At 49.4% G+C, this 13,000-nt stretch carries 11 protein-coding genes; all 11 read right to left on the bottom strand.

Annotation, left to right across the window (positions count from 1 at the left end; all coding sequences use genetic code 11):
• Positions 1 to 8 precede the first annotated feature (8 nt).
• Positions 9 to 821 carry an energy-coupling factor transporter transmembrane component T family protein gene (locus ABC831_RS21690; RefSeq protein ID WP_343250161.1) on the bottom strand — a complete coding sequence of 271 codons (813 nt, stop codon included), beginning with the start codon at positions 819 to 821 and terminating at the stop codon, positions 9 to 11.
• On the bottom strand, positions 818 to 1,723 hold the full coding sequence (locus ABC831_RS21685) for an energy-coupling factor transporter ATPase (RefSeq protein ID WP_343250160.1): 906 nt from the start codon (positions 1,721 to 1,723) through the stop codon (positions 818 to 820). Before ABC831_RS21685 ends, ABC831_RS21690 begins: the two co-directional genes overlap by 4 nt.
• Positions 1,711 to 2,586 (bottom strand): energy-coupling factor transporter ATPase, encoded by an 876-nt coding sequence (locus ABC831_RS21680; RefSeq protein ID WP_425524614.1) that lies wholly within the window; start codon positions 2,584 to 2,586, stop codon positions 1,711 to 1,713. Before ABC831_RS21680 ends, ABC831_RS21685 begins: the two co-directional genes overlap by 13 nt.
• 31 nt (positions 2,587 to 2,617) lie before the next feature.
• Positions 2,618 to 3,148, bottom strand: coding sequence for a GtrA family protein (locus ABC831_RS21675; RefSeq protein ID WP_343250159.1), 531 nt, complete (start codon positions 3,146 to 3,148; stop codon positions 2,618 to 2,620).
• Positions 3,149 to 3,397: 249 nt separating this feature from the next.
• Entirely contained in the window at positions 3,398 to 4,360 is a 963-nt protein-coding gene (locus tag ABC831_RS21670; protein WP_343250158.1) for a family 43 glycosylhydrolase, read from the bottom strand.
• Between the two features lie 68 nt (positions 4,361 to 4,428).
• Positions 4,429 to 6,474 carry an RICIN domain-containing protein gene (locus tag ABC831_RS21665; protein ID WP_343250157.1) on the bottom strand — a complete coding sequence of 682 codons (2,046 nt, stop codon included), beginning with the start codon at positions 6,472 to 6,474 and terminating at the stop codon, positions 4,429 to 4,431.
• 292 nt (positions 6,475 to 6,766) lie between these two features.
• Positions 6,767 to 7,753, bottom strand: coding sequence for a LacI family DNA-binding transcriptional regulator (locus ABC831_RS21660; RefSeq protein WP_343250156.1), 987 nt, complete (start codon positions 7,751 to 7,753; stop codon positions 6,767 to 6,769).
• Between the two features lie 198 nt (positions 7,754 to 7,951).
• Positions 7,952 to 9,490 carry an arabinosylfuranosidase ArfA gene (gene arfA / locus ABC831_RS21655; protein ID WP_343250155.1) on the bottom strand — a complete coding sequence of 513 codons (1,539 nt, stop codon included), beginning with the start codon at positions 9,488 to 9,490 and terminating at the stop codon, positions 7,952 to 7,954.
• A 15-nt stretch (positions 9,491 to 9,505) separates the two neighbouring features.
• Complete coding sequence (locus tag ABC831_RS21650) at positions 9,506 to 10,333, bottom strand: carbohydrate ABC transporter permease (protein WP_343250154.1); 828 nt, start codon at positions 10,331 to 10,333, stop codon at positions 9,506 to 9,508.
• Positions 10,326 to 11,228, bottom strand: coding sequence for a carbohydrate ABC transporter permease (locus tag ABC831_RS21645; protein WP_158345559.1), 903 nt, complete (start codon positions 11,226 to 11,228; stop codon positions 10,326 to 10,328). Before ABC831_RS21645 ends, ABC831_RS21650 begins: the two co-directional genes overlap by 8 nt.
• Positions 11,229 to 11,279: 51 nt before the next feature.
• Positions 11,280 to 12,626 (bottom strand): ABC transporter substrate-binding protein, encoded by a 1,347-nt coding sequence (locus tag ABC831_RS21640; RefSeq protein WP_343250153.1) that lies wholly within the window; start codon positions 12,624 to 12,626, stop codon positions 11,280 to 11,282.
• Positions 12,627 to 13,000: the final 374 nt, after the last annotated feature.

Genomic DNA, 13,000 nt, shown 5'->3' with positions numbered 1-13,000 from the left:
ATGGATATCTACAAAATGATCCAGAATTGCTTGGCCACCAGGATCGCTGCCAGGTATATCAACAAGAACACAAATGCGGCCGCATCATTTTTACCATAATGCAGCGGTTTCATTTTCGTTCTGCCTTCTCCGCCGTGATAGCATCTGGCTTCCATGGCCATCGCCAGATCGTCCGCCCGGCGGAACGCGGAGATAAACAGCGGAACGAGAAGCGGCACCATGTTCTTTGCTTTTTGAATCAGATTCCCATTTTCAAAATCCGCTCCCCGGGCAATCTGCGCTTTCATAATTTTATCGGTTTCTTCCAGAAGAATTGGAATAAACCGAAGGGCGATGGACATCATCATGGCGATTTCATGCACGGGTATATGGATTTTTTTCAAAGGGCCCAGTACGCTCTCTAATCCGTCCGTCAGGTCGTTGGGCGTTGTGGTCAATGTCATGACCGAGGACCCGATGACCAGATACGCAAGCCGCACCGCCATAAAAGCGGCGGTGTACAGTCCCTGGTCCGTGATTCGGATAAACCATTTATCAAAAAGGACGTTGCCGTCCCGGATCAGCAGCACATTGAACAGCATGGCAATGATCAGGATCAGCAGGATAGCCTTTAATCCCCGTACCATAAATTTAAACGGGACCTTGGATAGCCTGATGACCGTGACAAGAAATGCCGTGGCCACCAGGTATCCGGCGATACTTTTAAACAGGAACAAAGAAATGATAAAGGTCAGCGTACCGATCAGCTTTGTCCTGGGGTCCAGCCGGTGAATCGGGGAATCCACCGGATAATATTGTCCTATCGTTATATCCCTAATCATACATTCTCACACCTATTCCCTGCGCTGTCGTGCTTTTTCTTCCATGCCTTTACGATCTGTTCCCTCGCCTCCTCCACTGTGGTGGCATCGGTATCCACATCCAATCCCCGCTCCTGCAGCCGGTGCATGATGTAGGTGACCTGAGGCGCTGCCAGACCGACTTGCTCCAGTTCTTTGTAATGCCGGAATACTTCTTTTGGTACCGCGTCAAACATGACCGCTCCCTGATTCATCACTATGATCCTGTCCACATATTTGGCAATGTCTTCCATACTGTGTGAGACTAAAATGACGGTCAATCCGCTCTCCTGATGCAGCTTCGCGATCTGGTCAAGGATATCATCCCGCCCCTTCGGGTCCAGCCCGGCGGTAGGTTCATCCAGGATCAGAACCTCCGGCTTCATAGCCAGCACGCCGGCGATCGCCACCCGGCGCTTCTGTCCGCCGGAGAGTTCAAACGGGGAGTGCCCGTAGAATTCCTCCGATACCCCTACCAGCCGCAGCGCTTCCTTCGCGCGTTCCTCGGCCTCCTCACGGGTGAAACCCTGGTTTTTTGGCCCATAGCAGACATCGCTCAGCACGTCGATCTCGAACAGCTGGTGTTCCGGATACTGAAATACCAGCCCGACCCGGCTGCGCAGATCCTTCATATTATAGTGTGCCCCGTAGATGTCCTGCCCCTGGAAATAGATATGGCCGCTGGTAGCCCGGATCAATCCGTTCAGATGCTGGATCAGCGTGGATTTTCCCGAACCGGTATGACCGATCAGGCCGACAAACTGCCCTTTGGGGATCTCCAGGCTGATATCTTTGAGCGCCTGGATCTCGTAGGCGGTCTCCGCTGCATATATATAATTGACATGTTCTGCTTTTAAGACCGGTATCACTTTTAATTCTGACATAATGCATTCACCAACTCATCGATTGAGAGAATTCCATCTGGCAGCGGAATCCCTTCTTTTTTCAGCTCATGTGCCAGCAAAGTCACCTGCGGCACATCCAGCCGGTACTGTTTCAATTCGTCCACCCTGCTGAATATTTCCCTGGGTGTTCCTCGCATGACGATCTTTCCCTCGTCCATCACCACCACTTTATCGGCGTATACCACTTCTTCCATATAGTGGGTAATCAGAAGTACCGTCACATCCTCCACCTGATTTAACGCACGGATGGTTCGGATCACTTCTTTGCGTCCATTGGGGTCCAGCATGGCTGTCGGCTCATCCAGAATAATACACTGGGGATGCATGGCCACTACTCCGGCGATGGCCACCCGCTGTTTCTGGCCGCCGGACAGTTTATTGGGCGAGTGATGACGGTAGGCAGTCATACCTACTGCCTTCAGACTTTCGTCTACCCGTTCCCAGATTTCCTTTGTGGGTACGCCCATATTCTCCGGGCCGAATCCCACATCCTCCTCCACAATGGTTCCAATGATCTGATTATCCGGATTCTGGAACACCATACCGGCTGACTGACGGATATCCCACAGATGCCGTTCGTCCCTGGTATCCATATCCCCGATCCAGACAGTGCCTTCTGAGGGCACCAGGATCGCGTTGATATGCTTGGCCAGCGTGGATTTTCCGGAACCGTTATGGCCCAGAATCGCTACAAAATCCCCTTTTTCCACATCCAGATCCACGTGGTCAACTGCCCGGTCCACTTCTTCGACGTTTCCCTCTTCGTCCCGTTTAATATAATCATATACTAATTTTGCAGTCCGAATCATACCCACCTGCATCACCGTTCTTTCTTTACCCATTTACCTGTATCTCATTGCTCTGTATCTAATCCTATATCCGTTCTGACTCTTCTTTCTCTTTCGCTGTGCTTTTCTTTCCTTTGAAAGCCCAGAATTTATTCAGAATAAAGTTAATCGGCGTGGTGACCACCACGGTGATGATCGGTCCCAGGAATTCCGGCACATGCAGCAGATCCACCCAGAGGAATAAGAGTACCGCGGATACCACATAGGAAAATGCGTAGGAGGCATACACCTTCACCAGCGCCTGCCACATATTCCGCTCTTCTTCCTCTTTCTTCTCAAACACCAGCCGGTTATTCCAGAAGAAAGAATTCAGGATTCCCAGCATGTAACCGATCAGATTGCTGATCTGATAATGGAATCCCAGGGAAACTCCGATTAAAAATATGACATAGGAGACGACCGTGTTGCTCAGTCCCACAACCGAGAATTTTACAAACTGCATAAATGAGTTCCACTGCTCGTCCGAAATCTCCTTATGAAACAGTCCCAGAAACCAGGTAATTATAATGCGCATCAAATGTTCCAGCCAGTGCCAGAAACGTTTTAATATCTCCATTCTTTTTGAACTCCTACATTATTATAAAAAATACAATTAGATAAAAAAATTCACCTTACCTATCATACACTATCCTTTACGATTAGGCAACGGAGAAAATTTCAAACACAGAAGCAAAACTACAAAGCTTGAGAACCGGCAGATAAGATCCCTTTGTCCTGAAATAAATAGCACCTTCGCTTGCCATCCTTTAGATGGAAATCGAAGGTGCTATTGCAGATTTAAGTGACACCCAGTTTTATCCGGCTGTTACGGGGCAGGGGAAAACACAGGATAGCCCCGCTCATCCCACTTCATATTCATTAAGTAGGCATGCCGGTTAGGATCGTACAGCGGATCTCCCACAATATCCCTGTAAGGTCTTGCATGATATACGCAGATATCATTTTCTCCCGTTTCGTCCACGGTAAAGCTGTTATGTCCCGGCCCATAGATCCCCAGCTCCTCCTGCGTCATTAAGACCGGAGACCTGGATTTTTCCCAGTTTTCCGGGTCCAGAAGGTCCCGGTCCTCCTCAATACTCAACAGCCCCATGCAGTAGCAGGCGCCGGTAGCGCTTGCCGAGTAGGTCAGGAACAGCTTTTTGCCATGCCGGATCACAGCAGGCCCTTCATTGACCCAAAAATCCTCTCTCTCCCAGCCGTAATCGGGGGAACTTAAAAGGACCTGCTGAGTACCCAGTTTCCAGGGATTCTCCATTTCCGCTATATACAGATTCGAAATCTTTTTGCCGACACTCACTTTTTCCGCCCAGACCGCATATAACTTTTCCCGATGAGTAAAGACCGTCATATCCAGAGAAAAATCCTGAAAGGTATAGTCATCATACGGCTGTACCTGTCCCAGTTCCTCCCAGGGTCCGGCAATCGGGTCCTCCCCGGTGCATCTGATTACATAAGGACGTATGGCCCAGATATCCCCGGCGGCGCCGGCCGCAAAGTAAATATACCAGGCATTGTCCAGATAATGCAGTTCCGGGGCCCAGATATGGCAGCTCATAATTCCGCTCTCATGTCTATGCCACAGCACCGCTTCTTCCGTATCCGCCAGCTCCTGCAGGCTTTTTCCGCGCCTGAGGATAATCCTGTCATACTCCGGCACCGATGCGGTAAAATAATAATATCCATCTGTATGCCGGTAGACATACGGGTCTGCCCGCTGCATGATCCAGGGCTGTATGGCCCATGTTTTTGCTGTATCCGTTTGATTCATAGCGACATCGTTTTCCTCTCTTCGGTTTGCTGTTTCCTTCTATCTGTACCTCCCCTGATCCTCACTCTCTAACGCATGCTTTCTTTCACCAGCGTCCATTTCTGGCAGTCATAACCGGTATCTCCCCACTGGCCGGCTTCAGCCCCCAGCTCCGTGGAATTTCCGGCTATTTCCAACAGCTTCTGGCTGTTCTGATTCTTAAGGAAGAAATAACCGCCGGACACATTCTCAAAGGACCAGATCTGTGTCGGGGCACCGCTGTAGGTGTACTGTACCGCCTTCGCCCCGTCTGCCGTGGAAGCATTCTGAATCTGGCAGTATTTGCCGCTGTTGCGGTTCATCAGGGTACTGCCGCTGCCGGAAGCTTTGATTTCCCAGAGCTGGCAGGGATACACGGTCTTGGAATACTGTCCTAACACCGCATTGTCAGCGGTCCCCATGCTGGGAGTCTCCAGATATAACCCGCTGTTTTTGTTTTTGATCATAAAATCACGGTTCAGATCCGTCCCTGCTTTTCCTACCATGATACAGTCCAGTTCCGCGTAAGTTCCGTTGAAGCTGAATTGAATGGTGTTATTGCCCGCTTTTAAAGGACAATCGAAGGAAGCCCACTGATACCGGTTCCAGTCCGCAGTCGCCGGATAGGTCACCGTCGAACTGCTGCCGCCGTTCACAGATACTTTATGGCTGCTGTTGCTTCCTGTCCCGTTATTATAGCGCACATAGACGGTATACGTTCCGCTTTCCGGAACCACCACTTTGTCAAACAGCACCTTGCTGTCGGAATAGTTGATATATCCCACTTCATATCCGCCGGAGGAATCATAACACTCTATGCTCTGTACATTGGTCAGACCGGCATTTTCCGCTTCATACAGCGCATAGGTCAGCGGCAGCGTCCCGAATCGGACATCGATTCCCGATCCGTCAGGGCTTAGTATATTGGCTGATTCATATAGTACCGTGTCATCCACATTTGTCTCAATACACTGACTGAACGCATCCAGATATTTGATCCCTTCCGCATCCCAGGTCAGTGGCTGCGGATAGCGTTCCCACGGTCCTTCTCCCAGATTATAGTTGACAAAGAAATTCTGACCGCCCTCCTGGATATCGCCGTTCTTATTGATTGCCCATTTGGAGCCGACGATGACCATTCCGTTCGGCCCGCCCGCATTTACCCATTTAACATAGGGGGAGGAGCCCAGGCACAATCCATCCTCTGTCTCCAGTAAAGTCCCCACGTCCGACGGGTTCCAGGACAGTCCGTCGTCGGAAGTCTTATAGTATACTATGGAACTGTTCTGGCTCAGGCTTGGTTTATTTACCACCTCGTAGGTGGCGATGAATTTACCGTTCGGCATCTGATCTACGGTAATCATACCGGGACGGTCGTTCTGGTTACCGACAGCCACGATATTCTGCAGTTCGCTCCAGTTAGTACCGTCAGACGTATACCGCAGGCTCAGGGCCTGCAAAACCCCATTGGCCTTCTGCCGTTCATCCGAATACGCGCAGACCAGATGTCCGTAAGCATCCATATACAGAAACGGTTCCCATACGGTGGTCGTGGTCGATGTCGGAGACGGATCATACTCAAAGGGGCCTCCGGTATCCACGGTGCTTACATATTCCCAGGAGCTTCCCTGATTCGCACTCTTATAGATTACGATTCTGGAGGAAGACTGGTCGTCCGGAACCAGGTTGCCTGCCAGCAGTACCGTTCCCTTCGGCAGATTCCCGACTGCCTGCGGAAGCTCGAACAGCATGGGCTGCGCCTTTCGGTTCGTACCGAATACCGTATCCTTCACATCCGAGACATGAGACCAGGTATTTCCATTATCCGTACTCCGGTAAATCGGCCATACCTGTTCGCCGTCTACCCAGGAATGCTGGTCACAGGTCATCAGCAGTGTTCCATTCGCATTACCGCTGTTCTTCAGACACAAAATTCTGGTATAGGTAATCGCCTGTTCTTCAAAAGCTGTCTGAAAAGAGATACTCATTGCCGCTGTTCCATTGCCCGTCATTTGAGCAAATGCCGTGACAGAGCAGCCAAAGACCATAGCTGCCGTCAATAATAACGCCAGAATCTTTTTTAATCTTTTGTTCATATTACCCCTCCTGAATTGTTATGCGTACACGTGTCCACTAGCTATATTATAGTCTTTTCGTAACTTTCTGTCAATCTGATTGCCGTGTTTTTGGCATTGGCATATTTAACAATAATACATAAGCCAGACTCACATTTCTCACAACATCCGGAGTTCTAAGAACCATCTTATTTCAGATACGTGTCGAAAAATGTAGAAGTGTTCGAACGCTTTCCTTTTTCTTCCATTTTAAAAAAAGAGTCAATGCGCTCTCACTCCGAACGCACCAACTCTTTGCATAAATTGCTATCTGCTATAATGTCTCCCCATCCACAGGGATATAATCCACAATTTTCTCCACAGGCGCCTCTTCCTCATCCATCAGCGCAAACAAAAGATCCACCGCATTCCTGGCCACTTCTTCCACGGAATTATAGATCGTACAAAGCTTCGGAGAAATATACCTCAAAATATCAATATTGTCAAAGCCCATAATTCCATAATCCCTCTGCACCTTTTTCCCTTGCTCCCGGAAATACTGCATGATCTCCAGGGCAAAGATATCTGCAGTGCAGAAAAACGCAGTTCTTACATCAGAATCCACGAGCTCCTGAAACGCCTTTTTTGCATAGTCCCAGTCATCAATGATCACACTTTTTACATCCGGGTGTTTTCTCATTGCCTTACTGAAGCCCGCCGCTCTTTCCTCATGAACATACACATTTTCCCTGGCGGCATCCGCAAGCGGCGGACATACCAGCACCACTTTCTCATATCCTTTTCCTATGATCTGCTCCGCAGCCTCATAAGTCGCTTTTTTCCCATTGATCCCCACAAAAGGCAGATCTTTCGCCACCTTATTATCGATGGTAACCACCGGCGTATTCAGGCCCTTCAAAAATTTCCGGTATTCGGTCCCTTTGCGTATGGAAGACAAGATAATACCATCCACCCGGTAATCAACCAATCTGCAGATCTGCTCTTTTTCAATATCCGCATTATTCTCATGAAAGGTAATATTAACCGAATAGCCTTTTTTCCTGGCTTCCCGGACAATCGCATTCAGCATCTGCGAAAAATACCGGTTGTCCGAGTCCATAATCACGACTCCGATATAAAAAGTCTTTCCGGTCACAAGCCCTCTGGCCAGCAGATCCGGCCGAAAATCATATTCCTTGGCCTTTCTCAAAATCATCTCTTTTGTCTCCGGATTAATCCTGCCGGTATTATATAAAGCCCTGTGCACCGTTGTTCTGGACACCCCGCACAGTTCCGCCAGCTCTTTCGATGTGATTCCCATTTCTCCTCCACACACCCTTACTCATTTTTTCTTTACAGTCCTATCTCCAGACCGAATACTTAAGCCCGGATACTGTATCTTTTCCTATTATAGTCCTTTTTTCCGGTCGTTGTCCAGATGTATCGGATACTGGGCTGGGGGCGGCTATGGGCCGGAAGGTGAGAGAGGCGGCGGGACCTGGGGGATGGACGGCAAATCTCATTCCCTGGTTTTCAAAGGCTCTGTTACTGCGATGCGGATCATGTTCCAGGAGAGAGGGGTTAATTTGCACGTTACCGTATGATTCGTGGGATCGGATGTCAGATCCTTTCGTTCTCGTGGAACTACGGTGTCGTGCCGGTATTGGTTTGTGGCTTTTTTGTCCTGGGAGGTCAGTTCTATATGCTGGACCGGTGTGCCTGCACCGAAGTCTTCCAGCTGGATGTCAAAGGGGATGGTCTCGTCTTCGCTTCTGTTTACCAGGAAGACGGCTATTTCACTCTGGTCCCGATCGTACACCGCTACACTGTCTATGAAGGGGACCTGTCTGAACTCCTGCGCGTCGTAGGTGGGACAGTCCAGGACGGATTGAAGGGTTTGGCCTCTTCCGTAGCGGGACATGTAGGAAAACGGGTAGAAGATGGGCTGTACCCATACTTCGCCGCCCTGCTTGGTCATGATCGCGGCGCTGATGTTGGTCAGCAGGGATTGGCATGCGATCTTGATGCGGTCGGAGTATTTGAGGAAATTCATCATCATGCTGGCGAAGAGCAGGCTGTCCTCCAGGCTGTAGATCTGTTCGCTGATCCTGGGTGCGATCTGCCAGGGCTTTTCGTCGACCTGAGCGGCCACTTCTTTGTCTGCCATAGACCAGACACCCCATTCGTCGAAGCTGATGAAGAGCTCTTTGTTGGAACGCTTTTTGGCTTTTACGTAGTCGCAGGTTCCGATTACGGTGCGGATGTAGTTCTCCATATCCAGGGACTGGGCGAGGAAGTAGGGGGTGCCCCGGTCCTGGCCGTCGTAGTATTGATGCAGGGATATGTAGTCTACGTAGGGGTAGGTATATTCCAGGGTCTGGGCTTCCCACTCGGGATAGGTGGCCATGGAGGATTTGGAACTGCCGCAGGATACCAATTGGATATCTGTGTCTACCAATTTCATGGCTTTGGCGGTCTCCTGTGCGATTCGTCCGTATTCTTCGGCTGTCTTATGGCCCACCTGCCAGTCTCCGTCCATCTCATTGCCCAGACACCAGGTTTTGATTCCATAGGGGTTTTCTATTCCGTGTTCTTTTCGAAGATCACTGTATAAAGTACCGCCGGGTATGTTGCAGTATTCCACCATAGATACGGCATTTTCGATCCCCTTTGTTCCCAGATTAACCGCGAATACCGGTTCGACTCCGGCTTTCCCGGCCCACTTCATAAACTCATTGATACCAAAATGGTTGGTTTCGATGGAACGCCAGGCAATTTCCAGACGCCTGGGCCGTTTGTCCACAGGGCCCACTCCGTCCCGCCAGTCATAGCAGGAGACAAAATTGCCCCCGGGATAGCGAACCCCGGTCACTCCCATTTCCTTTACTTTATCTAATACGTCGGTCCGGAATCCGTCGGCGTCCGCTGCCGGATGGCCGGGCTCGTAGATTCCCGAATAGACCACCCGTCCCATGTGCTCCACAAATGAGCTGTAGATCCGCGGGTCAATCTGACCTCTTGTAAAATTTCTGTTGATGATCATAGATGCTTTCTTCATCGTTTTTATGCTCCTTTATTCCTTCATGCCAGCGGTCGCGATTCCTTCCACGAAATATTTCTGACAGAATATGTATAGTATTAACAATGGTGCCAGCGAGATCATGGTCGCTGCCAGAGTAGGTCCGTATTTGATCACTTTATTTCCCACCAGGACGGCCAGACCTGCGGACAGCGTTCGCTTGTCGGCGGAACTGGTCAGCATCAGAGGATATAAAAGGTCGTTCCAGTTATTCATAAAATGAAAGATTCCAAGGCTGGCAATAGCCGGTTTACATAATGGAAGCATCAGGGACCAATAGATGCGGAACTCTCCCATTCCGTCCATACGCCCGGACTCTTCGATGGACTTTGGAAGTCCGGCGAAGAAAGAACGCATCATGTAGATACCAAAAGCGCTGGTGGCTCTTGGCAGGATCAGTCCGGCATAGGTATCCAGCAGGTTTAATTTGTATACTTCAATGTATAACGGGGTCATGATAATCTGGAAGGGTACCATCATCGTCAGCAAAATGATGGAAAAGATCAGTTTCGATCCTTTGAAGTTCATCCGCGCAAAAGCATAGCCCGCCATGGAATCGAAGAATACACTGATCACCGTTACGGCGCCGGCAAAGATGAAGGTATTTTTCGCCATCTTAAATATAGGAATACTCTTCGTTACGTGCTGATACTGCTTCAGTGTCCACTCCGTCGGAAAAAATTTGGGCGGATACTGGATGACGCCCACATCTGTCTTAAAAGATGAAACAAACAGCCAGATGATCGGGACCAAAACACTGAGGGCGATCAGAAAGGTCAGGACAAAGCCCACGATTTTGACCGGTTTTACTTTTTTAGTCATTGGCTTCCTCCCCCTTATTCAGAACAAAACGTTTCAGCACAAAAGTTACAATGGCGATGATGACAAATAAATAAACGGATATGGCCGAAGCATAACCCAGATCATAAGGCGCAGTCTGAAAGCCTCTGTCATAGATATACTGAACCACCGTCTCCGTACGGTTTAACGGCCCTCCCTGGGTCATGACGTAGGTCTGGTCAAAGACCTGCAGGGAACTGATCGTGGTCGTCACGATGCAGAAGCTGATCGTCGGAAAGATACCGGGGATGGTAATATGTATAAATTTCTTCCATTGGCCCGCGCCATCCATATCGGCTGCCTCATACAGGGAGGAGGAAATATTCAGGACCGCAGCGGTCAGAAGCGTCAATGTATAGCCAAATCCTTTCCAGGCTGTCACGGCAATGACCGTGGGCATAGCAAGGTTCGGGTCCTTTAAAAAGGAAATCGAATCTATCCCGATCTTACTGAGCCAATAGGGAACCAGACCCATATTCGGGTCCAGCATCATGGACCAGACGATACCCATGGCTGTCATGGAGCAGACAAATGGCAGATAGTAGGTCGATCTCAGTAATTTCGTATATTTATTGTTTTTCGCCACATACATGGTCAGCAGAAGCGCCAGGCCCACCTGGAGCGGTACTTCAAAAAGGGTAAAATAGAAACTGTTAAACGTCGCATTTGCCACTCTGTGATCCGAAAATAATTTGACAAAATTATGGATCCCCGCAAAAGAAATATCCTTCATAAAAATATTCATGTTCAGCAGGCTGATCACAAGGGAAGCTCCCAGCGGTATGAACACAAAGACCGACAGGATGATCATCGACGGAAGAATAAACAGATATGCCTGTCTTTGCTGATGGGGCCGGAATTTTTTCTTTTTGCTCATAATCTGCTCCTTTTTTCGGCCCCCGGCTGTATCAGCCGGGAGCCGCCTTTTTTAGTTACTGCCTAACACGGCATCCATCGCTTTGGACGCTTCATCCAGCGCATCCTTCGGCGTGCTGGCACCGGTAATTACTTTTTCAAACAGCGGTATCATAACATCGTTATCGATCTGGCTTGCCAGGGAATATCCCAGGTTATAGGAACGGCCGATCTCTGTAGCTTTGGAAATAGAACTCAAGACTTCGTCATTCTGGATCTCAGGATCTTCCGTCAGCGTCTTGGACCATACCGGGAAACCATTTCTCTGGGACCACTCTTTGAGCACTTCGTCCGTCAGCCAATATTTCATAAATTTGTAAGCAGCAGCTTTCTTCACTTCATCAGTTCCCTTGGGAATCACAAAGCTGCATCCGCCTGCCGGTGAGAAGGAACCCGCGCTGCCCGCCACACAGGGAGCGATACCAAAATTAATTCCTGCCTCATTCAGACCGTTGATCTGCCACGGACCGCTCATGTACATAGCCACCTGTCCCGCCTGCAGCATAGTATCCGCATCAGGTCCGGTGATATTCTCCGGTGTCACTTTTTTATTTACAGCCAGATCCTGAAGCCATTCCAGAGTCTTTAAGTTCTCTTCGGAGTTCAGCAGGTTCGTATTCGTTTCCGTATCATCCGCGTCTCCGCCGTTGGCCCACAGGAACTGCATATAGGTAACACTGGTGGGCAGTGCCAGGCCGTACTGCTTCTTCGAAGCATCCGTCAGTTTCACTGCAAAATCAGCCAGTTCCTCCATCGTGGCCGGAGGTGTATCGGGGTCCAGTCCCGCCGCTTTGAACAGATCCTTATTCCAGTATAAGTACTGCACATTGTACTGCATCGGCGTTCCGTAAAGCTTGCCGTCCACATAAGATAAGTCTACCACATTATCCAGGAAATTGGACTTATCCACTCCCGCCGTATCCCAGAAATCGCTGATATCTTCCAGGGAATCATTGCTCACATAGGGAGCGATATTCTCAACGCCAAACAGTACAAAATCCGGCGCGGTATTCGTTGCGATGGAAGCCGGCAGCTTCTGCTGAAGGGTATCATTGGGCATAATGTCCATATTTATCGTAATGTTATCCGTATTTGTCTCATTGTATTTATCCACGATCTCCCGAAGGATATCTCCATCAGACCCGGTAAACACGTTCCAGAAGTTCAAAGTAACCGCTTCCCCGGTTTCTCCCCCGGCATCCGGCGCAGCCGTACCAGCCGCATCCTTCGCAGGGCTTTCACTCTGTGCAGGCGCCCCGGCATCCGCTGGTGCCTCCTCCTGCTTGCTGCCGCAGCCGGCCAGGGAACTGCCCACCAGCACTGCCGCGATCAGTAAACTCCACCATTTTTTCATTCTCATAATTTTCCTCCATTTTCTTTCTGTCTTGTACAATCAGACAGATTTCTTTCCATTTTTCATGGAATTTGCCCACAGTTACCGTTACTCTTCTCCAGTTCTTTCGTGATTTTTATTTGCGTACACGTGTACTCTATATCAATCATTATATATTCTCACTCATTCAATGTCAATACAGTTTTTCAAAAATAATAAATTTCTTGTTATTATTCACGGCCAGCTTTGGTAAATGGGGATTTTGATACTGAGGTCCGGGCGGAAGGGAAGCGGCGTGTCTTGGGGAGCCGGGCAGCAAATCTCGCGGGGCCAAATCACTTCGGCCGGACCTAAGAACGGCTAACTCCGAAGACGGGAGAACCTCTTATTGGCAGGGCCCG

The organism is Diplocloster hominis (assembly GCF_032380655.1).
Lineage (GTDB): Bacteria > Bacillota > Clostridia > Lachnospirales > Lachnospiraceae > Diplocloster > Diplocloster hominis.
This window is presented reverse-complemented; position numbering and strand designations above follow the sequence as displayed.